This window comes from Sphingomonas sp. Root710 (assembly GCF_001429065.1).
GTDB lineage: Bacteria > Pseudomonadota > Alphaproteobacteria > Sphingomonadales > Sphingomonadaceae > Rhizorhabdus.
In genome coordinates, this window is the sequence record NZ_LMIB01000012.1 from 980,306 (window position 1) to 1,004,683 (window position 24,378).

General features: G+C 63.0%; 25 protein-coding genes. 13 read left to right on the forward strand and 12 right to left on the reverse strand.

Translation table 11 applies throughout. The features are described from left to right. The first annotated feature begins 21 nt into the window (after positions 1-21). On the forward strand, positions 22-567 hold the full coding sequence (locus ASE00_RS14520; RefSeq protein WP_056381395.1) for a peroxiredoxin: 546 nt from the start codon (positions 22-24) through the stop codon (positions 565-567). Further along, a complete protein-coding gene (locus ASE00_RS14525; RefSeq protein ID WP_056381397.1) occupies positions 564-1,226 on the forward strand; it encodes a hypothetical protein in 663 nt (220 codons plus the stop codon). Before ASE00_RS14520 ends, ASE00_RS14525 begins: the two co-directional genes overlap by 4 nt. A gap of 42 nt (positions 1,227-1,268) precedes the next feature. Here ASE00_RS14525 and ASE00_RS14530 read toward each other — a convergent pair whose 3' ends face one another. The 4 genes from ASE00_RS14530 to ASE00_RS14545 form a co-directional block, all read right to left on the reverse strand. Continuing rightward, positions 1,269-1,619 (reverse strand): UrcA family protein, encoded by a 351-nt coding sequence (locus ASE00_RS14530; protein WP_162256463.1) that lies wholly within the window; start codon positions 1,617-1,619, stop codon positions 1,269-1,271. Positions 1,620-1,822: 203 nt separating this feature from the next. Then, positions 1,823-2,617: a DUF72 domain-containing protein gene (locus ASE00_RS14535; RefSeq protein WP_056381402.1), complete on the reverse strand. Its 795-nt coding sequence runs from the start codon at positions 2,615-2,617 to the stop codon at positions 1,823-1,825. Next, complete coding sequence (locus ASE00_RS14540; protein ID WP_056381403.1) at positions 2,617-2,967, reverse strand: GFA family protein; 351 nt, start codon at positions 2,965-2,967, stop codon at positions 2,617-2,619. Before ASE00_RS14540 ends, ASE00_RS14535 begins: the two co-directional genes overlap by 1 nt. A gap of 44 nt (positions 2,968-3,011) precedes the next feature. Then, on the reverse strand, positions 3,012-3,908 hold the full coding sequence (locus ASE00_RS14545; RefSeq protein ID WP_056381405.1) for a LysR family transcriptional regulator: 897 nt from the start codon (positions 3,906-3,908) through the stop codon (positions 3,012-3,014). A gap of 93 nt (positions 3,909-4,001) precedes the next feature. On the opposite strand from ASE00_RS14545, the gene ASE00_RS14550 reads away from it, so the two are divergent. The 7 genes from ASE00_RS14550 (at position 4,002) to ASE00_RS14575 (ending at position 10,969) form a co-directional block, all read left to right on the forward strand. After that, positions 4,002-5,159 (forward strand): acyl-CoA dehydrogenase family protein, encoded by a 1,158-nt coding sequence (locus tag ASE00_RS14550; RefSeq protein ID WP_056381407.1) that lies wholly within the window; start codon positions 4,002-4,004, stop codon positions 5,157-5,159. Continuing rightward, positions 5,156-6,757 (forward strand): carboxyl transferase domain-containing protein, encoded by a 1,602-nt coding sequence (locus ASE00_RS14555; RefSeq protein ID WP_056381408.1) that lies wholly within the window; start codon positions 5,156-5,158, stop codon positions 6,755-6,757. The genes ASE00_RS14550 and ASE00_RS14555 overlap by 4 nt, the downstream gene beginning before the upstream one ends. Before the next feature lie 4 nt (positions 6,758-6,761). Beyond that, the gene (locus ASE00_RS14560; RefSeq protein WP_056381410.1) at positions 6,762-8,630 is read left to right on the forward strand and encodes an acetyl/propionyl/methylcrotonyl-CoA carboxylase subunit alpha; all 1,869 of its coding nucleotides are present in this window, start codon (positions 6,762-6,764) and stop codon (positions 8,628-8,630) included. 82 nt (positions 8,631-8,712) lie between these two features. Next, complete coding sequence (locus ASE00_RS14565; protein WP_056381411.1) at positions 8,713-9,483, forward strand: class I SAM-dependent methyltransferase; 771 nt, start codon at positions 8,713-8,715, stop codon at positions 9,481-9,483. Between the two features lie 6 nt (positions 9,484-9,489). Continuing rightward, complete coding sequence (locus ASE00_RS24255; protein ID WP_268801359.1) at positions 9,490-9,618, forward strand: hypothetical protein; 129 nt, start codon at positions 9,490-9,492, stop codon at positions 9,616-9,618. A 105-nt stretch (positions 9,619-9,723) separates the two neighbouring features. Continuing rightward, a complete protein-coding gene (locus ASE00_RS14570; RefSeq protein WP_056381414.1) occupies positions 9,724-10,563 on the forward strand; it encodes a peptidyl-prolyl cis-trans isomerase in 840 nt (279 codons plus the stop codon). Between the two features lie 16 nt (positions 10,564-10,579). Continuing rightward, positions 10,580-10,969: a DUF1801 domain-containing protein gene (locus tag ASE00_RS14575; protein ID WP_056381415.1), complete on the forward strand. Its 390-nt coding sequence runs from the start codon at positions 10,580-10,582 to the stop codon at positions 10,967-10,969. A gap of 174 nt (positions 10,970-11,143) precedes the next feature. Here ASE00_RS14575 and ASE00_RS14580 read toward each other — a convergent pair whose 3' ends face one another. Next, entirely contained in the window at positions 11,144-11,866 is a 723-nt protein-coding gene (locus ASE00_RS14580) for a GntR family transcriptional regulator (protein WP_162256464.1), read from the reverse strand. A gap of 185 nt (positions 11,867-12,051) precedes the next feature. On the opposite strand from ASE00_RS14580, the gene ASE00_RS14585 reads away from it, so the two are divergent. Beyond that, on the forward strand, positions 12,052-12,894 hold the full coding sequence (locus tag ASE00_RS14585) for an SDR family oxidoreductase (protein ID WP_056381419.1): 843 nt from the start codon (positions 12,052-12,054) through the stop codon (positions 12,892-12,894). Positions 12,895-13,057: 163 nt separating this feature from the next. Continuing rightward, positions 13,058-14,722 (forward strand): class I adenylate-forming enzyme family protein, encoded by a 1,665-nt coding sequence (locus tag ASE00_RS14590; protein ID WP_082594709.1) that lies wholly within the window; start codon positions 13,058-13,060, stop codon positions 14,720-14,722. Positions 14,723-14,724: 2 nt separating this feature from the next. Here the strand turns inward: ASE00_RS14590 and ASE00_RS14595 are convergent, their stop codons facing one another. Together ASE00_RS14595 and ASE00_RS14600 are read right to left on the reverse strand one after the other, a co-directional pair. Next, positions 14,725-15,954 (reverse strand): cytochrome P450, encoded by a 1,230-nt coding sequence (locus ASE00_RS14595; protein ID WP_056381423.1) that lies wholly within the window; start codon positions 15,952-15,954, stop codon positions 14,725-14,727. Positions 15,955-15,966: 12 nt separating this feature from the next. Further along, a complete protein-coding gene (locus ASE00_RS14600) occupies positions 15,967-17,100 on the reverse strand; it encodes an ABC transporter substrate-binding protein (RefSeq protein ID WP_056381425.1) in 1,134 nt (377 codons plus the stop codon). 321 nt (positions 17,101-17,421) lie between these two features. Between ASE00_RS14600 and ASE00_RS14605 the strand changes: the two genes are divergently transcribed. Then, positions 17,422-18,150, forward strand: a complete 729-nt coding sequence (locus ASE00_RS14605; RefSeq protein ID WP_056381426.1) for a hypothetical protein — start codon at positions 17,422-17,424, stop codon at positions 18,148-18,150. Between the two features lie 16 nt (positions 18,151-18,166). On the opposite strand, the gene ASE00_RS14610 is transcribed toward ASE00_RS14605, so the two are convergent. Then, positions 18,167-19,042, reverse strand: coding sequence for an alpha/beta fold hydrolase (locus ASE00_RS14610; protein WP_056381429.1), 876 nt, complete (start codon positions 19,040-19,042; stop codon positions 18,167-18,169). 298 nt (positions 19,043-19,340) lie between these two features. Here ASE00_RS14610 and ASE00_RS14615 point away from each other — a divergent pair, with 298 nt between their 5' ends. Continuing rightward, positions 19,341-20,675, forward strand: a complete 1,335-nt coding sequence (locus ASE00_RS14615; protein WP_082594710.1) for a spinster family MFS transporter — start codon at positions 19,341-19,343, stop codon at positions 20,673-20,675. Here ASE00_RS14615 and otnC read toward each other — a convergent pair. Genes otnC through ASE00_RS14635 form a run of 4 tightly spaced genes read right to left on the reverse strand, consistent with a single transcriptional unit; the run spans position 20,656 to position 24,161 of the window. Beyond that, positions 20,656-21,288, reverse strand: coding sequence for a 3-oxo-tetronate 4-phosphate decarboxylase (gene otnC, locus ASE00_RS14620; protein ID WP_056381433.1), 633 nt, complete (start codon positions 21,286-21,288; stop codon positions 20,656-20,658). The two genes, ASE00_RS14615 and otnC, sit on opposite strands and share 20 nt — an antisense overlap. Next, positions 21,285-22,553, reverse strand: a complete 1,269-nt coding sequence (gene otnK / locus ASE00_RS14625; protein WP_056381435.1) for a 3-oxo-tetronate kinase — start codon at positions 22,551-22,553, stop codon at positions 21,285-21,287. The genes otnC and otnK overlap by 4 nt, the downstream gene beginning before the upstream one ends. After that, on the reverse strand, positions 22,550-23,329 hold the full coding sequence (gene otnI / locus ASE00_RS14630; RefSeq protein WP_056381437.1) for a 2-oxo-tetronate isomerase: 780 nt from the start codon (positions 23,327-23,329) through the stop codon (positions 22,550-22,552). Before otnI ends, otnK begins: the two co-directional genes overlap by 4 nt. A gap of 31 nt (positions 23,330-23,360) precedes the next feature. After that, a complete protein-coding gene (locus ASE00_RS14635) occupies positions 23,361-24,161 on the reverse strand; it encodes an SDR family NAD(P)-dependent oxidoreductase (protein WP_056381742.1) in 801 nt (266 codons plus the stop codon). Positions 24,162-24,378: the final 217 nt, after the last annotated feature.

Sequence of the window (24,378 nt, forward strand, 5' to 3'; positions counted from 1 at the left end):
TCTTTTTCATTGGAGAATCGCATGCGCCCGCTGATCAATGCCGCCTGCCTGCTGGCCGCCCTGGCCCTACCCACCGCCGCCCCGGCCGCCCTAAAGGTCGGCGACAAGGCGCCAGCCTTCACCACACAGGCTTCGCTCGCGGGCAAGGATTTCGGCTTCTCGCTCGCCAATGCGCTGAAGAAGGGGCCGGTGGTGCTCTATTTCTTCCCGGCGGCCTTCACCCCCGGCTGCACCGTCGAAGCGCATGAATTCGCCGAGGCGACCGACGATTTCAACAAGATGGGCGCGACCGTGATCGGCATGGCCGCCGACACGATCGAGGATCTCAACCGCTTCTCGGTCAAGGAATGCCGCAACAAATTCGCAGTCGGCGTCGCCACCCCCGCGATGATCAAGGGCTATGACGTGCCGCTGAAGATGATCGGCATCCCGTCGGGCCGCACCGACCGCACCTCCTATGTCATCGCCCCCGACGGGAAGATCGTCTTCGTACACAGCGACATGGGCGTGGCGGGCCACGTAAAGGGCACGATGGCGGCGGTGAAGGCCTGGCAGGCCAAGCATTGAGCCCGGCCCGCCGGGCGCTGCTCGGCGCGGCGGCCCTCCTCCTCGCACCCGGCGCGACCCATGCCGGTCCCGATGCAAACTATGTACGGCGGCTGGAATATGCCGCCGTCATCGAGACGCTGAACGGTGAGTTGCTCGTCAGTGGCAGCGCGACGCGGACGCTGGAGAACTGGTGTCGCGTGCATCGCCTGGCCGATGCGCCGAAAATCGTCGCGGAACGGATGGCCGGCGGGGACAAGCCGATCTCGCCGGATCAGCGCGAACGGCTCGGCATCGGGCCGGACGAGCCGGTACGCTATCGCCATGTCCGGCTGCGCTGCGGCGAGCGCATCCTGTCCGAGGCCGACAACTGGTATGTGCCGTCGCGGCTGACGGCTGAGATGAACACGCGGCTCGACGGCAGCGATACGCCCTTCGGCGCGGTGGTCGCCCCGCTTGGCATCGGACGGCGCACCTTCTCGGCCGAACGGCTGTGGTATCCGTTGCCCGAGGGATGGGAGATGCATCGCGCGACTGCCGCGACGGATGCGGCGGTCAACGCCATCCCCGCCGAACTGATCCGCCACCGCGCGATCGTGCATGACCGGGCGCTTCGGCCGATCGCCGAAGTCGCCGAAACCTATCGCGCGCCGCTGCTCGATTTCATGTCCCGGCGATAAGGGCAACGGCGGGCCGGCCCTTCAGCCGGCCCGCCGCTCGCGTCAGTTCGCGCTGTGGGTCGAGCCCGCATGCGCTTGCCTGGTCGCCGCTGCGATCAGCGCTTCGGCCTGGCGCTGGGCCTTCGCCGAGGCATCGGCGTTGCACGCCACCTCGGACGGCAGTAGCGCGCCGGTCGCCCCGGCCGTGCCGCACACCTGATGGACGGCATAGCTGATGCGGGTCCGCAAAGCCGCCTGCCCGGCCGCGTTGGCGAGGTTGAGATCGTCGGCATCGACGGTGCGGCGATGTTCGGTTCCGGTCACCGCGTCGACCGCGATGCTGTCATCCGCCGCCATGGCAGCCGCCGGCAAGCTCGCCGCAAGGGCGAGCATGATGCTGAGGGACTTGATCATGTTCTTCTCCTGCTGGCACTGCCCTTTTGGGATGGGGTTCGGGCCGTTTCCTGCTGCGCCGCCGGCTTTTGCGCCGGTCGGCGGCGGCTTATGCCGCGCTTGGATCATAAGCCTGTAACTCAGCCGCTACAACCGCAGAAATCCGCCGTTTTCTGCGGTGTTGCGGCATCGCGGGCGCAGCATTGTCAGCATGACAAATGCGTTCAGGACAATCGCTGTATCAGCATCTGCGCGGCGGCGGGATTGCGCTCCTTCGCACCGCTGATGAAGAATATAAATGCATCGCGTCCAGACGCTTGCGGGGAAGCGCCGTCGGCATAGGGCAGTCCCTGTGGGGCCTTGCCTGCGATCCAGCTGCGCGCCACCCCCGCCCAGCGGTCGAGGTCCGCCGCGGCATAACCTGTTGGTTCCTCGCTGCGGCTTTGTTGCAGCCGCGCATAGACGAAGGGTGCAGTGATATCGGCAATGGCGGGATATTCTGCATGGTCGGCAAAGACGATCGCGCAGCCATGATCGCGCGCCAAGGCGACGAACTCGGCGCAGACGAAGCTGTCATGGCGCACCTCCAGCGCATGCCGCAGCGCCACCCCCTCCTGCGCGTGCGGCAGCAGCTTCAGGAAGGCGGCGAAGTCGGCGGGCTCGAACCGCTTGGTCGGCATGAACTGCCACAGGATCGGACCAAGCTTCGGCCCGAGCTCGGCGATCCCCTGGTTCAGGAACTTCCCGATAGAGTCGCCGCTCTCGGCCAATATCTTTCTGTTCGTGCAGAAGCGTGACGCCTTGGCCGAGAAGACGAAGCCTTCGGGCACCGTCTCGGCCCATTTGATCCAGCTCTCGCGCTTCTGGGTGCCGTAATAGGTGCCGTTGATCTCGATCGCGGTGAGATGCTGACTGGCATATTGCAGCTCACGGGCCTGGGCGAGGCCCTTGGGATAGAAATTGTCGCGCCATGGCTCATAAGTCCAGCCGCCGACGCCGACATAGGCCCGTCCCGTCATCAGAAGCTCGCCCCGTCGACGTGCTTGATCGCCAGCGCATCGAGATCGATGGTCTCGACGCAGCGCAGGTTGACCGCGCGGGTCTCGGATCCGTCGGGCATCTTGCCATAGGCGAAAGGCTGGGTGCCGCAGGTGGTGCAGAAGCGATGCTCGATGCGATGCTTGTTGAAGAGGTAGCTTTTCAGATCCTCCTCGCCGCGCAGCAGAGTGAACTGGCCAGCTGGTACAAAGGCGAGCAGGAAACCCTTGCGGCGGCACATCGAGCAGTTGCACGCCATCGCCTCGGCCGGCGCGTCGCCCTCGATCGCGAATGCGACCTTGCCGCAATGGCAGCTTCCTTCATAGGCCATGCCGTGATCCTTTCCTCATGATGACGATCCACATGCCACCGATCCTACACGGGGTGGCGGGCGAATCCATCAACCGAGCAGCTCTCGATTGTTTCCGCCAGCAACGTCAGCGCGCGGCGACCGCGCAAGCGCGCATCGGCATGCTCGCCGAACAGCAGTCCCACCTCGCGGCTGAAGGGAAAGTCGCCGAGGCGCGGGCGCACGACGCCGGGCGCGCGGAAACAGTCGGGCATCACGGTGATGCCAAGACCCGCGCGGACCAAACGCAAAGCGCGATCGTCGCTGGTGACGCGCGCGGGGAAGAAAGGTCGCACCCCGCGCGCCGTGAAGTAACGGCTCGTATCCGACAGCAGCTCGCAATGCCGTCGCACGATCATCGGCTCGCCCCCCAGTTCGGCGCCGTCGATCTCCGCCCGTCCCGCGAGCGGATGGGTTTCGGCCATAGCCAGCGCATAGCCTTCGCGAAACAGCCGCTCGGCGGGGAAACGGACATCGTCGCGGATCACCGTCAGCGCCGCATCGAGACTGCCGCGCGCCAGCCGCTCGGTCAGGTCGCGCTCGCGCGCCTCGATGAACTCGACCCGCTCGCCCGTCCCGCTTTCGCGCAGCGCCACCGCATAATCCTCGATCCAGCCCGCCGGAATCGACGACAATATGCCCAGCCTTATCGTCGCCTGCGCCGAGGCTTGCTGCACCTCGCGCTCGGCTGCGGCGAATTCGGCTTCGATCCGCCGCGCATGTCCCGCCAGCTGCACCGCGGCCTCGGTGAGTTCGACGCGGCGGTTGGTGCGGTTGAACAAGCTCCGCCCCAGTAGCGTTTCGAGCTTGGCGATCCCCGCCGACAAGGTAGGCTGCGATACGTTGCAATAGGCGGCTGCTTTGGAGAAATTGCCGTGGTCGATCACGGCCAGGAAATATCGGAGGAGGTAGCGGTCGATCATAGATGCTGTCTATGATGTAACCGCATATCTTTCAATTTTTCTTATGAACACGCCGGGTTTACACGGGCGCGACACCGCGCTGGAGAGGCAGGCATGACGGATTTCGATTTCGGGCTCGGCGAAATGGCCGACACCATCAGGGACTCGACGGCGCGCTTCGCCGCCGACCGCATCGCACCGCTGGCCGCGAAGATCGACCTAGAGGACTGGTTCCCCCGCGAGCTGTGGCCCGAAATGGGCGCGCTGGGCCTGCACGGCATCACCGTTGCCGAGGAGGATGGCGGGCTTGGCCTTGGCTATCTCGAACATGTCGTCGCGCAGGAGGAAGTCGCCCGCGCATCGGCCTCGATCGGCCTGTCCTACGGCGCGCACTCCAATCTGTGCGTCAACCAGATCCGCCGCTGGGCCAATGCCGAGCAGAAGGCGAAATATCTCCCCAAGCTGATATCGGGGGAGCATGTCGGCAGCCTCGCCATGTCCGAGGCGGGCGCGGGTTCGGACGTCGTTTCGATGAAGCTGCGCGCCGATAAGAAGGGCGACCGCTACATTCTCAACGGCACGAAGTTCTGGATCACCAACGCGACCTATGCCGACACGCTGGTCGTCTATGCCAAGACCGGCGGCAGCGACGACAAGCCGTCGCGCGCGATAACCACCTTCATCATCGAAAAGGGGATGAAGGGCTTCTCGATCGGACAGAAGATCGACAAGGTCGGCATGCGCGGATCGCCCACCGCCGAACTGGTGTTCGACGATTGCGAGGTGCCCGAAGAGAATGTGATGGGCCCGGTCGGCGGCGGCGTCGGCGTGCTGATGTCGGGGCTCGATTATGAGCGCACCGTGCTCGCCGGCCTCCAGCTCGGCATCATGCAAGCCTGCCTCGACACCGTCCTGCCCTATGTCCGCGAACGCAAGCAGTTCGGACAGCCGATCGGTGCATTCCAGCTGATGCAGGCCAAGGTCGCCGACATGTATGTCGCGCTCAATTCGGCGCGCGCCTATGTCTATGCGGTAGCGAAAAATTGCGACGCGGGCCGCACCACGCGCTTCGATGCGGCAGGCGCGATCCTGCTCGCCAGCGAGAATGCGGTGAAGGTCGCGCTCGAGGCGGTGCAGGCGCTGGGCGGCGCCGGCTATACGAGGGACTGGCCGGTCGAGCGCTATATGCGTGATGCCAAGCTGCTCGACATCGGCGCGGGGACGAACGAGATTCGCCGCATGCTGATCGGCCGCGAGTTGATCGGCGCATGACCCGCCTTTCGTCGGTCATCGATCCCGGCTCGGAGGCTTTCGCCGCCAATGCTGCGCACAACCGCGCTCTGGCCGAAGAACTTCATGCGCGCGTCGCCACCGCCGCGCTGGGCGGATCGGAAGCGCATCGCGAACGCCACGTCGCGCGCGGCAAGCTGCTGCCGCGCGACCGCGTCCACCGGCTGCTCGATCCGGGCTCGCCCTTCCTCGAGATCGGCCAGCTCGCCGCCAACGGTATGTACGACAAGGACGGCGGGCCCGCAGGCGCCGGCGTGATCGGCGGCATCGGCCGGGTGCAGGGCCGCGAATGCATGATCGTCGCCAACGACCCGACGGTGAAGGGCGGCGCCTATTTCCCGATGACGGTGAAGAAGCATCTGCGCGCCCAGGAGATTGCCCGCGAGAACCGGCTGCCGTGCATCTATCTGGTCGATTCGGGCGGCGCCAACCTGCCCCACCAGGCGGAGGTTTTCCCCGACAAGGAGCATTTCGGGCGGATATTCTTCAACCAGGCGCAGATGTCCGCCGAGGGCATTCCCCAGATCGCCTGTGTGATGGGCAGCTGCACCGCAGGCGGCGCCTATGTTCCCGCCATGTCCGACGAGACCGTGATCGTCCGCAACCAGGGCACGATCTTCCTGGCCGGCCCCCCGCTGGTGAAGGCCGCGACCGGCGAGGTGATCAGCGCCGAGGAGCTGGGCGGCGCGGAAACGCATGGCCGCAAGTCGGGCGTGGTCGACCATGTCGCCGAGAATGACGAGCATGCGTTGCTGATCGTCCGCGACATCGTCGCCACCCTCCAGCCGCCGTCGCCCGCCACCGTCAACCGCGCCGAGCCGCGCCCGCCCAGATATGATCCGGCGGAGCTGTACGGCATCGTGCCGCAGGATGTCCGTGCGCCTTATGACGTTCATGAGGTGATCGCACGCATCGTCGACGGGTCGGAGTTCCACGAATTCAAGCCACTATACGGCACCACGCTGGTCTGCGGCTTCGCGCATATCTGGGGCCAGCCGGTCGCGATCCTCGCCAATAACGGCGTGCTCTTCTCCGAAAGCGCCCTGAAGGGTGCGCACTTCATCGAACTCGCATGCCAGCGCCGTGTGCCGTTGCTGTTCCTCCAGAACATCTCGGGCTTCATGGTGGGCGGCAAATATGAGGCCGAGGGCATCGCCAAGAATGGCGCGAAGCTGGTGACCGCGGTCGCGACCGCGTCCGTGCCAAAGATCACCGTGCTGATCGGCGGCAGCTTCGGCGCGGGCAATTACGGCATGTGCGGCCGGGCCTATCAGCCGCGCTTCCTCTTTTCCTGGCCGAACAGCCGGATCAGCGTGATGGGCGGCGAGCAGGCCGCCTCGGTACTCGCCACCGTCCACCGCGACGCCGAGAAGTGGACGCCTGAGGAAGCCGAGACCTTCAAGGCCCCGATCCGCCAGAAATATGAGGATGAAGGCAATCCCTATTACGCCACCGCGCGGATGTGGGACGACGGCATTATCGATCCCGCCCAGACCCGCGACGTCCTCGGCCTCGCCCTTGCTACCACGCTGAACGCGCCGATCCCCGAGCGGCCGCAGTTCGGCCTGTTCCGGATGTGATGCGATGATCAAGTCCCTCCTCATCGCCAATCGTGGCGAGATCGCCCGGCGGATCATCCGCACCGCGCGCAAGATGGGCATCCGCACCGTCGCGGTGCATTCGGACGTCGATGCGGGCATGCCGTTCGTCACCGAGGCCGACGAAGCTGTGTGCATCGGCCCGGCCCCAGCGCGCGAATCCTATCTGGTCCAGGAAAAGATCCTCGCCGCCGCCAAGGCGACCGGCGCGGAGGCTATCCACCCGGGTTATGGCTTCCTGTCCGAAAATGCCGAGTTCGCCGAGGCGGTCGAGGCCGCCGGGCTGGTGTGGATCGGCGCGCCCGCGTCGTCGATCCGCGCGATGGGCCTGAAGGACGCCGCGAAGAAGCTGATGATCGCGGCCGGCGTGCCCGTCACCCCCGGCTATATGGGCGACGACCAGAGCCCCGACCATCTGAAGACCGAAGCCGACCGGATCGGTTATCCGGTGCTGATCAAGGCGGTCGCGGGCGGCGGCGGCAAGGGGATGCGCAAAGTCGACCGGGCCGAAGATTTCGCCGATGCGCTCATGTCCTGCCAGCGCGAGGCGGCATCGTCGTTCGGCGACGATCGCGTGCTGATCGAGAAATATATCCTCGGGCCGCGCCATATCGAGGTGCAGGTCTTCGGCGACACGCTGGGCAATGTCGCCCACCTGTTCGAGCGCGACTGCTCGCTCCAGCGCCGCCACCAGAAGGTGATCGAGGAGGCCCCCGCCCCCGGTATGGACGCGGCGACCCGCGCCGCCGTGTGCGAGGCGGCGGTCAAGGCGGCGAAAGCGGTCGACTATGTCGGCGCGGGGACGATCGAGTTCATCGCCGACGCCTCGGAAGGCCTGCGCGCCGACCGCATCTGGTTCATGGAGATGAACACCCGGCTCCAGGTCGAGCATCCGGTGACCGAGATGATCACCGGCCAGGATCTCGTCGAATGGCAGATTCGCGTGGCGAGCGGCGAGCCGCTGCCGAAGAAGCAGGACCAGCTCTCGATCAGCGGCTGGGCGATGGAAGCGCGGCTCTATGCCGAAAATCCATCGGTCGGTTTCCTGCCCTCGACCGGCCCGCTCGACCGGCTGAAGCTGCCGCGCGGCATTCGCGTCGACAGCGGGGTCGAGGAGGGCGGCGAGGTGTCGCCTTATTATGATCCGATGATCGCCAAGCTGATCGTCGGGGCATCGACCCGCCCGGCGGCCGCGGCCAAGCTTGCCGCGGCGGCAGGCCGGATCGAGGTCTGGCCGGTGCGGACCAACGCCGCCTTCCTCGCGCGCGCCGCCTCCGACCCCGATTTCGTCGCGGGGAACATCGATACCGGCTTCATCGAACGCCATGCCGAGCGCCTGGTGCCCCCCGCCGAACCATCGGACACGGCGAAGCAGGCCGCTGCCCGTGCGCTGCTCCCCGCCGCGACCGGCGTGTGGGGCGCGCTTCCCGGCTTCCGCGCCAATGCCGCACCCGACCGGCGCGTCGCGGTCGATATTGCCGGTCACACCCATCTGGTGACGGTCGACGATGCCCCGATCCGCGCGCGCGACCATGATGTCGCGGGTGAACGCCTGCTGTTCGTCGACGGCGAAGCCTGGCCGTTCGAAACCCCGCGCGCCGACCATGCGGGCGGCGGCGGCGCGGTCTCCGACGGCGCGATCCTGGCGCCGATGCCGGGCAAGGTGATCGCGGTCGAGGTCGCCGAGGGCGCTGCGGTCAGCAAGGGGCAGAAGCTGCTCGTCCTCGAAGCGATGAAGATGGAACAGGCGATGCTCGCCCCGTTCGACGGCATAGTCGCCGAACTGAAGGTGAGCGTCGGCGCTCAGGTGCCAGAGGGAACGGTGCTGGTGCGGGTGGAGAAGGCGGAAAGCTGACACCTTCCGGCTTACAGCGGTTGACAGCCGGTCCAGCGATCGGCCTGATGCGGGCGAAAGCCAGCCAGCCAGACCCCATGCCATGACCGCCGTTCGTCCTTATTATGCCGCCGACAGCGCCTCGGCGCGCCACTATGACCTGATCACCGCCGCCGACCGGTCGATCGACGGCGATATCGACATCTATGCCGGGCTGGCCCCGGCGGGCGGATCGATCCTCGAACTGGGCGCTGGCACCGGCCGGGTCGCCATTCCGCTGGCCGAGCGCGGCTTCGCCGTCACCGGGCTGGACATCGCCGCGCCGATGCTCGCACAGGCCGAGGCGAAGCGCGCGCTCCTCCCTGCCGATATCGCCGCGCGGTTGCGCTTCTTGCGTGGGGACCTGCGCTCGCTCGCGCTGGGCCAGCGCTTCGACGCGATCATCGTCACCTTCTACACCCTCGCCCATCTCCAGCCGTCGGTCGCGTGGAAGCAGGCCTTCGCCGGCATGGCCCGGCACCTCGCCCCAGGGGGCGTGATCGCCCTCCACCTGCCCGATCCGGAGAAGATGGGCGGCCTCGCGCCTCGCCCCGACGTGCCGGTGATGCGCAGACTGGTCGAGGACGGCAGCTATCTCACCCTTTTCGTCGCCGCGCAGGCGATGAATGCGAGGACGGGCCGGTTCAATCTCACCCTCGACTATGTCTCGCACGCGCCAGACGGCCGCGAACTGAAGCGGTCGCGCGAACTCTATTCGCTGTTCCATGGAGACCCGGCGCCCTATGCGGCGCAGGCCGGCCTGCGCTCCCGCGGGGATGCCATCGCGATCGGTGACACCGGCTCGATAGTCTGTTTCGAAGCGGCCAAGGCCTGATTGCCGATGGAGCGGGGTACGGCCATCGACGACGTCCAGGGAGCGGGCGCGATCCTCTATTGTGCGGCCGACCTCGCCCGAGGCACCACGAACGCCTGCGCCGCCTATCCACAGGCGGTGCCTCCGGCAAACTGATCTAAGATGGACCGGAGCCTTCTTTCCCCTCCCCGTCTCGCCAGCTATAGCTGCTCCCTGCCGCTTCGACAGCGGCATCGCTCGGGGCCGGGGGGAGACACGACGATGCAGGGAAGGCGACTGAAAGCGCGCACGATCGTGGGGGCGGGGCTCGCCGCCCTGCTGCTGGCCGGGTGCCAGAAGGTTCCGAAGGGACAGGTGATCGCCATCGTCGATGGCGAGGAAATCTCGACCCAGCAGCTCGAGGCCGAGCTGCGCGCCATGCCGATACCCGATGGGATGGATCCCACGCAGCTGCGCAAAGCCGTACTCCAGGGGTTGATCGATCGCCACTTCCGGGTCGAGGCGGCGCGCGAGCAGGGGCTCGACAAGACCGCCGAATTCGCAGCGCTCAAGAAGAAGGGGGAGGAGGAGCTGCTCGCCACGCTGCTGGGCGAGAAGGCATCGCAGACGATCCTGCAACCGACCGATTCCGACATTCGCGACTATATCGACGCCAATCCGCTGCAATTCGCGCGGCGGCAGCGCCTGTTCATGGATCAGATCGCCTTCACCCCGCCCAAGGATCGCAGCCGCCTGTCGGCACTGGACGGCGCGGCGTCGCTCGATGCCGTGACCGCGACGCTACAGGCGATGGGCATCGCCAGCGAGCGCGCCCGGGCCGTGATCGACACCGGCCAGCTTCCCGCGGACCTGGCGCGCGAGCTCGACAAGACCCCCGATGGCAAGCCGGTGCCGATGCCGCAGAGCGGCCGGATGATCTTCGGCGCGATCTCCGCGCGCGAGCCGCTGCCGGTGGCGCCCGACGACGCCCGCCTCGCCGCGGCCCGCGCCGTCCGCGCCGCGACGATGCTGCACGAAAGCGATGCCCAGATCGCCGCGGCGCGCGCCACCGCGCAGATCAGCTATGAACCCGGTTATGAGCCGCTGAAACCGGCTCGCTGATATCGAAGACCACGCGATGCCCACGCCCTCGGACCTGATCGACGCAAGGATCGCGGAGCTAGGCGACTGGCGCGGCGAGACGCTGGCCCGGATCCGCCGGCTGATCCACGAAGCCGTCCCCGGCGTCGTCGAAGAGTGGAAGTGGCGCGGCGTGCCGGTCTGGTCGGGCGACGGCATCATCTGCACGGGCGAGACCTACAAGAAGGTGGTGAAGCTCACCTTCGCGAAGGGGGCGGCGCTCGACGATCCCGCGAAACTGTTCAATGCGAGCCTGGACGGCAACGTCCGCCGCGCGATCGACATTGCCGAGGGCGAGACGGTGGACGCGGAGGCGTTCAAGGCGCTGGTGCGGGCGGCGGTGGCACTGAACGGAGCTAAGAAGAAGCGCCGACAAGGGGTGGTCTAGATGTTCAATCCCGGAGTTTGATGGTGCATCATCCGCGCAGCGACGGAGGTATGCACTATGGACAGGTGCTACAGGGGAGCGCCAGCACGACGGCGGCAGTCCGTCGAGCAATACAAAAATTGCGGTCCTGATCCTACTGGTCGTTATGGCATCTGGTAAGCGCCTTATCCGGACTCACTTTTCCGGCGCGAACGCCCGTGCTGGCAGGCGGATGATGCGGTTTCGGGTGAGATCCACATGGCGCTTGCCAGCTTCTTCGGCCGCATGCGGTTCGCCGGCGAGGAGCGCCTCGGTCAGCGCGGTAAAATCGTCGGGATCAAAAGCATCCGCGGCCAGACCAAAGGTGCGCAGCTGAATGCGCATGATATGGATTTGCGTGTCCGGAAAAATGCGACGAAGCTCGCCATTGCAGGACAGCCGTACGATATGGCGATAATATTCCTCGCGCGCGCTAAGGAAGTCGGAAAAGGCCGAAATATCATTAACCTGTTGCAGGCGGGCATGAAGCGCTAGCAGCTTATCCCGATCCTCTCCCGGACCCAGGCGCACAGCCGCACCCCGTGCGGCCAGCCCCAACAGCACCTCAACGATATCCAGAACTCCGGCGACCTCGCGACGGGTCAGTTGACGGATCGCGGCACCGCGATTGGGAATGATCGAAACCACTCCGCTCGATGCAAGGCGATGCAGCACTTCCCGAACGGTTCCACGCCCCACATCAAAACGCTGCATGAGATCGGGAGCGATCAGGCGTTGGCCCGGAACGAGTGTTCCTTCGTACAATCCGCGCAAGATGCCGCGATAGGCCCGGTCGAATGGGCTGTGGTCATCGCCGCCGGTGCCGGTGCTGTGCGGGCCGCTGTCGCCCGCTGGAATATGCCCATCGTCCCCCATCATATTCGGCAGCTCCGATGCCATTTCCCTTAATCGACTTCCGAATGCGCACCCGTGCGGCCCATAGACGGCGGGCGTAGCACAGGCAAAACAACTTCGCATAATGTTGACCCTAGCGAATAATCATGTCAAATCGTATGACGATATTGAGAACTCTTGAACAGTTAACAGATGGGAGGGGCTGATCCATGTCGCTCGCGGGAAAAACGTTATTCATCACGGGTGGAAGCCGCGGCATTGGGCTTGCCATCGCCGAACGCGCGGCGCGGGACGGGGCCAATATCGTCATCGCGGCCAAGACCGTCGCACCCCATCCCAAGCTGGCGGGGACGATCTACACCGCCGCGGAGGCCATCGAAGCGGCGGGGGGAAAAGCGCTGCCGCTGATCCTGGATGTTCGGGATGATACGGCGATAGAGGCAGCCGTCGCCCGCGCGGCGCAGCATTTCGGAAAGATCGACATCTGCGTCAACAACGCCTCCGCCATCAATATAGCGCATTCCTGCGACATCGAAATCAAGCGCTTCGACCTTATCCAGCAGATCAATATGCGCGGTACATTCCTGGTATCGCGCGCCTGCATCCCGCATCTGCGCAAGAGCGAAAATCCTCATGTGCTCAATCTCTCGCCGCCGCTGACGATGCGGCCGGACTGGTTCGCGCAGCATTTACCCTACACCCTCAGCAAATATGGGATGTCGATGGTCGCTTTCGGCATGGCCGAGGAGTTCCGCGGGGAGGGCATCGCCTTTAACGCGCTCTGGCCGAGAACGACGATCGCTACCGCTGCGGTAGAATTTGCCCTGGGCGGCGATGCACTGATGCGCAAATCGCGCCGCCCGGAGATCATGGCCGACGCAGCCCATGCTATTTTTCTGCGAAATGCCCGCGAATATTCGGGGAATTTCGTGCTCGACGAGGATGTCTTGCGCGAAGAAGGCGTAACAGACTTCCGGCATTACCGCTACGACGAGGCGACCGAACTGGAGGTCGACATCTTTGTCGAAGCAGGTGCTACCCCTCTTCTCTGATGATCGCCTGTGCGGACTGTAAACCCTCAGCGACAGTGCCCCTGCATCACGTTTTCCGTGGGTCTGGCCGGCGCATCGGCACAAACGCCCTTGCTCTTCAAATGCGTCGAATTAATATAACTCTATTAGGGACTGTGGGAAAGCACAGGACGAAGGGTACCCGGTGGAAAACAAGGACGCATACGAGCAGGAAAACGAAAGACCCTGGTCGCGTGAGCGCTATCGGGAATTCGGTCTTTGCCCATCGCCCACGCGCCCCGATCTGCCGTGGGGCCCTTGTGATGTGGCCTCGGTTCTGGACGGAGTTGTCAGTAAAACGCCGGATTCTATTGCCCTTGTTGGTCGGCATGGTGCGCTGACATATCAGGCGCTGGACGCGCAGGTCCATGCGGCGGCCGCAATGATGGCAAGCCGCTGCGGGATCACGCCCGGCATGCGGGTTGCCGCAAGTTGTGGAAATCACGTCGAACTGATTGTGGCTTTTCTGGCCGTTCAGCGATTGGGAGCGATCTGGGTCGGCATCAACAAGGCCTATGCACCACCGGAAAAAAGTTATCTTATTAAAGATTCCGGCGCTTCTCTATTCCTATGCGATCAGGCAACCGCAGAGATAGCGCAATCATGGGATGCTGTCGTCGACGGAACCACGCGGGTCCTGCAGATGGAACCGGGCCGCGACGATTGCACATGGTCCCTCGGCCTGCAGAGCTTCATGGGCGCGACCCGCCCAGCCATTCAGATCGATCCTTTTGCGCCTGCGGCCATTGCCTATACCAGCGGCACAACAGGGTTCCCGAAAGGCGTGGTCCACAGCCAGCATAATATGATGTTGACGGCCCTCATATCCACGGAATATAGCGGCGACGGCGTTCCCGAAACGGTGCGTGGTACAGCCCTGCCACTGACGATCCTCAACCTGATGATCCTCGGCCCGCTTGCGGCGTTCGCAACAGGGGCGCGGCACGTTAATCTTGATCGTATAGATGCGGCGGGCGTGGCGGAATGGATTGCGCGCGAAAAGATCGCCAATATCTCCCTCGTGCCGACGATTGCCTACGACCTGCTGACGAAGCCCGATATCGACCAAGATGATCTGCGATCGCTGCGGTGGCTGGTGATCGGCGGATCAAGCGTCCCAAAGAAACTTCCAGACATATACCGCAAGCGCTTCGGCAGGCGCATGACCGTCGGTTATGGGCTGACCGAAGGCCCAAATGGCGTCGCCAAGACCCACGAACACAGCCCTGACGTCGCAGGAGTCATCGGCCGGCCTCTTCCCCATCTCGATATGGCGATCCTGGACGAACAAGGAACGGAACTGCCGCGCGGCAGCACTGGCGAAATCGCCTTTCGCCCGGCACAGGCCGGGCGGTGGGCGCATATCTACACGCCTGCCCTGGGCTATTGGCGAAATCCCGAAGCGACGGCGAAGTTGCTGCGCAATGGATGGGTGCATACGGGAGACGTCGGCCTGCAGGACGAGGCAGGCGAATTTCATATTCGTGACCGTGGATCCGACCTTATCCTGCGCGGCGGCGCGAACATCTATCCGGCGGAGGTTGAACGGGTTCTGCGGATGCATGCCGGCGTGCGCGATTGTGCCGTATTGGGGCGGCCGGACGAGCGGCTCGGCCAGACGGTTGCAGCGTTTATCGAACCCGCCGACCCCGGCCAGCCGGAGAACGCGCTGATCGAAACCCTGGCGCAACTATGTGCCGATAATCTCGCGGCGTATAAATGCCCCGCTCATTGGCATGTGTGCGCAATGCCCCGCAACGCCATGGGCAAGATTGTGAAAACGGCCCTTACAGACCGGCTGAACGGATAGCCTCAGCCCCAGACGAGCGAAAGTCCATCCAGCGACAGCACCGATCCCCCGGTGGCGACGATCTGCTGATCGGGCGCAAGACGGAACGGCGGCAAACGGGTCAGCCACTCCTCAACGGCAATCGCGATGTTCCGCCGCGCGAGCTGGGCGCCGATACAGCGATGCGGCCCGTAGCCGAACGCGAAATGGGGATTGGGGTTACGCTCGGCATGGAAGCTCCCTGCGTCCGGAAACTCCGCCGGATCGCGCGAGGCCGCCGCCAGTGAGAGGGCAAGGCAATCGCCTTTGCGGATCGCAACCCCGCTCAGCACCGTGTCCCGCGTCGCGATGCGCTGCGGCGTGACCGGCGCAAACAGTCGCATCATTTCCTCCACGTGGCGGGGGATGTGCTTCCGGTCGGCGCGAAGGCGGGACTGCGGGTGTTCATTTTCCGCGAGGAAGCGAAAGATGAAACCAAGCGAGCTGACGACCGTATCAAGGCCAGCGGAAAACAACAGAAACGCCAGGCTGCAAAATTCGTCTTCGGTCAGCGATACCCCCTCGCTCCGGCCCAGCAGATAGGCGAGGATGCTGTCATCGCCATAGCCATCGCGCATAAGGTAGAGCGCCCGGAAATAGTCGACGATCTGGCGCACGGCGGCAATACGGCGCTCGGCCGTCTCACCGTGGATGAATTCCCGCGCCCAACCGACGAACAGATCGAGCCGCTCGCCGGGCAACCCCATCAGATCGATGAAAACACCGGTCGGAAATTGTGTCGCAAACTCGGCAATGAACTCACAGCTTCGCCGATGCTCGAACCTATTGATAAGCGCGGCACAGCGGGCCCGGATGAGCGTTTCCAACTCCACCATGCGCTTGGGCGTGAAGAGCGGATTGAGCAGCGCCCGGAACCGACCGTGCAACGGCGGATCAGCGTCCAGCGGCGTTAGCCGGATGGTCTCGCCGATCGCGGCAAGAAACTCCCCCTGAATAGAGCTGGAAAACACCTCCGGCGCGCTCATCACGGCCCGTATGTCGGACGCGCGCGTGATAACCCACATTCCCGCTCCAGACCCCATGGTGTGGCGCACCGGGGAGTAAAAGATCGGCGGCCCCTCGTGCAGTCGTGCAATGATTTCCTGGGGTCGATCCGCGAGACCGGTCCGGAAATCGAAGTGCTTCACCAGATGCGGCGGAACGTGATCCGGCACGGCTCCCGACTGGATGTCACCCTCCGTCTTGCCGTTCATGTCCGAGCCCCCCTAATCTCCGTCGTCGCCGAGCGGAGCAACGAACCGGCTTTCCATCCGAAGCTCGCCGCGCGTCAGTCGCCGCACCACCATCTTGTCCATCCCCTTGTGGCCGATATGGTCGTAAGGACCGAAGGATATGACCGTGCGGTCGCCCCCCATCGCCGCCGGGATCATCCGCACCTGCTCTAGCCCCGCGACCATCCCGGCCGGGGTCAGGATCGGCGCCTGTGCCACGCCTTCCAGCAGCGCCGTCATACCATCGCGAAACATCGCGAGGCTTTCGGGTGCGATGTTGGCCAGTTCGGGACAGAAGGCAGCAAAGCCTTCCCGCTCCGCAGCCAGAGTGCGATTGTCATCATCCCACAGGCCGGTTCCGACCCAGCCGTCAAGAAACGCGTGGGTGTAATCGTAATTGGCCTGGAAAAATGCGCCGTTCATGATGCGAGGCACATCCCAGCCGGACGCATGGACGATCTTGCCCCAGTTTATCTGGCTGGCGCCGGTGCCGAAAAACGCGATGGCGTCAGGATCAGTCTCGCGATGGCGGACAAGGATCTTTTCCATGCCCGCCCGTGCGGCATCGTCATTCACCTCCGACACGCTGCTGTCGGCAACGATCTCCAGCCCCATGCGCGCCGCAGCAGTGCGGAACCATGCAGCGTAGAGTTTGCAGTGCGCAGCATTGTCATGCGCGAAAGCGATGCGTTTGTGCCCCTGCTCGCGCAACCAGCTGGCCACGATGAAACCATCGTCGGGTACGCTTCCCCAGCCGATGTTGAACACATGCTGGGACACCTGACTGTGAATGGCGCCGAGCGAGAGCAGCGGCACCTTACGTTCCTCGGCATGGGGCGTGATGGCGAGATTGTTGTCGGAGTGATTGGGACCTATGACCGCCAGCACCCCTTCATCGCACAGCTCGTGATAGCCCCGCATCACATCATTGATATATCCCGAAGGCGGCCCGACCACGATCTTCTTGACGAGTTCAACGTCCCGGTGAAGACGCCCGCTCATCACGAACTTGTCCACGACATAGTCGTACACAGCAAAACCGAATTTATAGTGCCGTTCCGGAAGATCCATGAGCACACCAATTCTGATCGGTTTGGCCGTTGCGAAATAGGAGTCCTTGCCGCTCATCTCGTTTTCCCTGGGGTATTTTTTGTAAAGCGGGACGGTTGTGCAGACCGCCCCGCCCCCGCATAAGGCTGCCGGGCAGGCTTTATGCTACTTCGTGTTGCTCACGGCCGGAAAAGGCCCGCTGCCATTTTCATTATGAGAATCCTTTCCCTATGCTTTTGTCTAGCATAGCGCCTCCTGCTGCTGCCTTCAATAAAGATATATCAAATGAGCGCCATAGGGTATATTTTTGAGGTTTTCAGCCAAATCAACTCACTATGATTGCGTATCACGGATAATAGATATATCTGTATTGCATTCACATCGTAGGAAGTGAAGGCCATGCATGACTCCGAAATCGCTGAAATTGCTCGCCTGTTGCTGGCAGCTCGCATTGCGGGGCGCCAAGTCGATCCTCCGCCCGTGGCCACACATGAGGACGCCTACACGATACAAACCGAGATTGCCCGGCGTGATGGCGGTTTTGGTTACTGGAAACTCGCAGCGCCGGGGGACGGCCTGTTCTTTTCGCCGATACGGCCCGCGATGGTGGGACAAAACGGCATCCGCTTTCCCGAGGGAACGTTCGTCCGGATCGGGATCGAGGGCGAAATCGTGGTGACACTGGGTGGCGCTTTCGCCGAAACAGCGCTTACCGGTGGCGACATCACCCGGCACGTCGAAAAGGTTCACGCCGGCATCGAAATCGTGGACACGCGGATCGCCGGCTGGCCGCACGTACCGCGCGCGCCGGTCATCGCAGACAGCATGCTTAGTGGTGCTCTTGCGATCGGCGACCAGCTGGAAAGATGGCAAGAGATGGATCTGGTCGCTCCCGGCTTTTCGATAGAGGTTAACGGCCAGGTCAAGGCTGCGCCCCAGCCCAACAATGTCGGAAATATCTTTGCGGCATTGGGGAAGATGCTCGCGCATATCCGGTCGCTCGACATTGATCTGCCGGACCGCATTCAGGTAACGACCGGGTCCGCAACCGGGTTGATATTCGCTGAGCCGGGCGATCACATTGCCTTGAAGAGTGCCGGGAGACAGGTTGCGGAAGTGAGGGTTTGATCAGGTCTCCCGAACATCACCGCGCCAGCTGCATCACCGCCTCGATCACCGCTTCCGGTGCTTCCTGGGGCGGACTGTGGCCTATACCGGGGAGTTCGACATAGCTGTATGCGGCGGTGAACTTCTCCCGGTCACCTGGCCGCATCGGCGGGGATATTCCCTGATCGCTGTGCAGGATAACCGTGGGAACGGCGATCTCCGGGCGTTGTTCAAGTTGCAGAGACAGCGCCTGATAGCGCGGGTCACCGGACACCAGCCCCGCGCGCCAACGATAGAAATGCAGCACGATATCGACGAAATCCGGATTGTCGAACGCGTCCGCCGCCGCCTCGAACTCGGCTTCATCGAACGTCCATGTCGGCGACCACTGGGTCCATAGATAGCGGCAAAAGCCGCGCCTGTTTTGTTCGAGCATCATGCGGCCACGATGCATGTGCAGATAATATTGATACCAGAGCTGATGCTCCCATTCCGGTGCCAGCGGAGCCGTATTCGGTCGGCCAAGGATATTATACCCCCAGCAGGAGACCAGCCCCCCCAGCCGCTCGGGGGCGATGGCGGCGGCGCAGCAGGCTGCTCGGCCGCCCCAGTCAAAGCCAACGACGATAGGGCGATCTAGTTTGAGCGCGTCGATCATTTCGAGCAGGTCTTCGCACGTTGCGCCCTGTTCGGCGGTGCGCATGGCGTCAGGATCGAGAAAGCGCGTTGGACCAAAGCCCCGCAGATAGGGTGCTATGGTACGGAAGCCCCGCTCCGCAAGTGCAGGACAGACCCTGTCGTAGGATCGGGGAGAATAGGGAAAGCCATGCATCAACAGCACAGGCTTGCCCTCGGGCGGCCCATGCTCCTCAAACGCGATCGACAATACCGATGTTTCGACCGAGCGTAACATTCCCGCTGCCTCTCCTTCGATTCCAGACCCGATTATATCCCGCCCCGCACGGGCCGGTTGCCATGGATAATAACGGCACTTGCCCTGGCCAAATGATCCTTGCCGGGGAAATCTAACGACGAGGCGGAGAAAAGGTCAATTCAATTATCTCTTTTGACAACCGGAGACGCTCTTGATTTATCCACAAAAGCTCTTCAAGATGCTCCCACAACATATATAGCGTGCCTTTTTTTGCAGGTATACCCCGGAAATTCTGGCGATTTAGGCCGCCGAGGCACATGGTTAGCGGAGAGTATGCGTGATTCAGCCCCACAGTCCGCCGTCCGAAAGATATCACCCTTTATACCGGCATTATCTGCTATTCCTATGCTGTTTCAGTTTTTTTCTCGCGTTCGTGGACCGGCAGATTTTCGCAGTGCTGATGCCTGCGATCAAAATGGAGTTTGGATATTCGGACTCCGTGCTTGGTCTCATCTCCGGATTGGGCTTCGCGGTAACCTACAGTATCTTCGCCATTCCGCTCGGACGGCTGGCGGATCGTGGCAACCGGAAATATCTGCTCGTCGGATGCATCGCGGTCTGGAGCGCCATGACATTTCTGTGCGGCGCCGCCCGCAATCTCCCCCAGCTGCTGCTCGCGCGCATGGGGGTCGGCGCGGGTGAAGCTGGACTGACTCCCAGTATCGTACCGATTATCAGCGATCTCTACGATAAGCGTTTCCGGGCTCGCGCTATCTCCTTATATCCCATCTCCGGCGCGCTCGGCATGGCGTCTGCGCTGCCGCTCGGCGGATGGCTGGTGGCGGAATATGGATGGCGGACAACATTTCATCTGATCAGTATCCCCGGCTTTTTGTTGCTTCCGCTAATGATCCTCACCTTCCGGGACATCACCCGCGCCAAGACTTCAGCCGGAGTGGCCGCGAAAACGGCTGGGTCATCCAGCCTCGCTGACACCCTGCGCATCATGGTGTCCAACCGCCGGCTGGTGATGGTGCTGGGCGCAGGCGCTCTGGGATCGATGATGACCGCCATGAACATATGGCTACCCACATTTTATCTGCGTTCGCACGGCTTGCAGCCAGTCGAGAGCGGCGTCGTGCTCGGGCCATTGATCGGCCTGGGAACGATTTTCGGAATGTTCCTCGGCGGCTTCATGATCGACAAGACGAGCGTCCGGCATGGAGAAAGCGGCGTCCTGCTGCGGCTGGGCTATATTGCATTGATACAGGCTATCACCGGAGCGGCGATGCTGTTCTCACCCAGCCTGCTTTTCTCTTATGTTACCGGCGGCTTCTGGGCAATCGCATCAGCGGCATGGGCACCCGCGACATTCTCCCTCACCCAGACACTGGTTCCCGAGCGGATGCGCGGCACTGCGCTCGCCGTCATGGGGCTGGTCAACAATGTGATCGGTTACGGGCTAGGCCCATTTCTGACCGGAGCCATAAGCCAGAATTTGCATCAGGGATCGGGTGACGACTCTCTGCGCTGGGCCTTGATCGCGCTTTGCGTAACTTTGGGCCTTTCCACGGGCCTCCTTTATTTCATAGCATCGCGGACCAAGCAGCGGCAGTCCGGGCAATCACCGGCGGAAAACGGAGCCGAAACCGTCAACCAAAGCGCCGCTTGAGGTCCTGAACCTGATCCAGCGTGAGAAGACGCGTACGGTGCCCCTGAAGCAACAGGTGCAGCCGCGCGGTTTCTTCCAGTTCCTCGATCGCGGCCGATGCCGCTTCCAGCGATGTGCCGGCGACGATCGGACCATGATTGGCAAGCAGCACGGCATGATCACGCCCTTCGAGTTGTCGTACGGCCTCGGCCAGCCCGACATCGCCTGGCGCGAAATAGGGAACAAGCGGCAGGGTGCCGACCCGCATCACATAATAGGCCGTGATGGGCGGCAGCACATTGGCGGGGTCCACGTCCGCGAGGCATGATACCGCAACAGAATGGGTCGCATGAAGGTGGACCACCGCCTGAGCATCCGACCGTCGTCCATACATGGCGAAATGCAGCGAAGCTTCTTTCGTGGGCGGATCGCCGCTTATCAACGCACCCTTGTCATCCAGCAGGGACAATCGGGCAGGATCGAGGCCGCCCAGCGAGCTGCCGGTCGGCGTCATGAGCCACCCATCCGCAATGCGTATGCTGATGTTGCCAGAAGTCCCACCCGTCAGGCCCCTGCTGAACAGACTGGCAGCCACGGTGCACAGCTGCTCACGTGCCTTGGCTTCCTTCGTCACGAATTCAACATCCGTACAGCGTCGGCGAAAAAGGTTACCCCACCGAAATTGCCTGATTTGAGAGCGAGCGTCATTCCGTCGTTTTCTCCCAATCTATGCACGACCGGAACCCCTGCCGTGATTTCCGGACCGATGAAAAAGCCCTTGATCCCCAGCCTGTCAACAACCGCGCCGGACGTCTCTCCCCCGGCGATGACCAGCTTGCGAACGCCTTGTGCTGCGAACTGGTGTGCCAGATCGGCGAGTGCGTGCTCTACACGCGCAGCGATCGCCCCGGCGCCGTGGCGCTGCTGCGCGCGCAACACATCCTCCACATTGGCCGACGTGGTGACAAGGAAAGGAGCGGATTGTTCGATATAGGCTTGCGCCCAGCCCAGCGCGCGCTTCACCGTGCCCTCTAGGTCTTCGGCCAACGCGTCGGTCGCAAGTTGCAGCACCGGGAAATGCCTTTCCGCCTCGGCAATCTGCTCCAGCGTCGCGCGCGAGCAGCTTCCGGCGATCATCGCGACCGCACCAGGCGGGGATTCGGGAGTTGCCTGAATATGGCCCTGCACACCGCTGGCCAAAGCCCGGGCGAGGCCAAGGCCCAAGCCCGATGCGCCCGTGGACAGCGGCCCTGCGCTGATCGCCGCCTTTCCCAATGTCTCAAGATGGACGGTGTTGGTCGCATCGAAGATGACGCTGCCTTTGCCCCGTTGCTCCTCGATCCGGGCGCACAGAACTTCCGTGCCCGCTTCCACCACAGAAGCGTGCGCAAGCGCTACAGGATAGCGGCTCTGCCGTTCAAGCACCCGCACCAGGTTGGAATCGCGCATCGGGTTGAGGGGATGGTCTTTCAGCGGACTTTCGGAAAGGAGTACGTCACCAACGAAGAGATATCCGTTATAGACCGTCCGGCCAGTCTCCGGAAACGCGGGACAGACCGGCATCGCCGCACCGCCGTGCCGCTCGCGAAGCGCGTCGATCACGGGGCCAATATTACCGCGATCGGTGGAATCGAACGTCGAGCAGATCTTGAACATCACATGTCCCGCGCCCCTTCCTCGCAGCCATGCGTCGGCCGCAAGAGAAAGCGTGATGGCGCGATCCGGTTCAATCGATCGGCTCTTGAGCGCAATAACGATCGCGTCGACTTCGGGAAGGTTTATTTCCTCTGTCGGCACGCCTTGCAATTGGATCGTGCGCAGGCCGTTGCGCGTCAGCGTATTGGCGAGGTCAGTTGCGCCGGTATAATCATCCGCGATACATCCCAGTCCCAGTGTCATGGACGCCTCCTGTAAGGTGCGAACCAGCCTAGCCCGTCCCCCGTCGCTCCCGCGGGGTGATATTCGGCGCCCACGAATCCCGGATATCCCCACGCATCGAGCATCGCGAAGATGTAGGCATCGTCGAGTTCGCCGGAGCCCGGCTCGTGCCTCTCCGGAACCGAGGCTGTCTGCACATGACCGATCAACGGCAGGAGCCGTCGCAGCGCCTCAGTTACGTCGCCATGAAGGATCTGACGGTGGAAGATGTCGAACTGGAGCTTGAGATTCGGGAGCGCCAGCTCGTCAATAATATCCGCGGCTTGATCGAAATCGGACAGGAAATAACCAGGCACCGAACGCGGGTTCAGCGGCTCCACGAGCAGCGCGATCCCATTCTTTGCGAACTCTCCTGCAGCCCATGTGAGATTGGCTTTATAGGTTTCGCGGGCTTCTTCGTTATACGCGCTGACTTTCCCCGCCATCACATGAAGGCGGGCGCAACCAAGTTGCCGCGCATAATCAAGCGCTACGCCGCATTGCGCTCGAAATTCCTCTCCTCGGCCCGACATCGCGGCAAGTCCGAAATCGCCGGCCGCCAGGTCTCCGGCTGCCGCATTGAACAGGACAATGTCGACCCCTGCTCTTCGCGCCGCATTTCCCAAGTCCGAAACAGGAAAATCGTAGGGAAACAGGAACTCAACCGCATCGAAACCCGCCTGACCAGCGGCGTCAAAACGCTCCAGAAACGGCAGTTCCTGAAACAGGAAACTCAGATTAGCGGAAAACCGGGGCATGTGCGCCGTTACCCAGGTAAGCGCAGGCCGGTCATTGCCCGTCCTTTTTTCCGAACGCGCGCCGGAAATTGGGCTGGCCACTCGCGGCGGTCAGCCCCCCATCGACGACGAGATGCGTGCCGGTGATATAAGAGGCTTCGTCAGACGCAAGAAAGGCAATCGCATCCGCCACCTCTTCGGTCTCTGCCCGGCGGCCGAGCGGGATGCTGCGCGCAAAATCCTCTCTGATGCCTTCATGCTCGTCAAAGATCCGGGAATTGGGCGTGCGTACTGAGCCGGGCGCTACCGCATTTACGCGCACGCCATCCTCTGCATGATCGAGCGCCATGGCCCGCGTCAGATTGGCCGCCGCCCCCTTCACGGCGTTGTAGGCGGCAAGACTATAGTCACCGTATAAACCGGATATGGACCCGGTATTGACGATGCATCCCCTCACTGTTGCCAAATGGGGCATGGCCGAACGCGACGCGTAGAAGATGGAATCCACCCCTACCGCGAAGATACGGCGCCATTCCTCCGGAGCGACATCAGTAATACGACCGAACGCCCCGATAGCGGCATTGTTAATCAGGATATCCAGACGGCCATGTTCTGCAATGGCTGCGGCGACCATTTCCTCGTTATCCTGTTGCACCCCCACATCGACCTGAACGGCGGTCGCCCGAGCCCCATCCGTACGCAATTCTTGCGCAAGCTTCTCGACCGCCTCGCCATTGATATCTGCGAGCACTAGCATGGCGCCATCGGCGGCAAAGCGCCGAGCGATTGCTTGCCCGATTCCTCCAGCCGCGCCGGTAAGGATTGCCACCTTGCCTTCAAAACGACCCGCCACCACTCATCCCATCAATTCTAATTACTCTATTGTGACAAGCGCCGTGGAATACGCCACCGTCTCTCTAGCGACTATAGATCTCAGTTTCGCCGATAACAACGGCAATTTTTCCCCGAAGAAACATGCAGGATAGGCGTTGATGGGTAAAGGCTGCGGACCTCTTTAGAATTGACTCTATTAGGCATTGCTGGCACGTCCGCCCTATCAGAACAAGTGG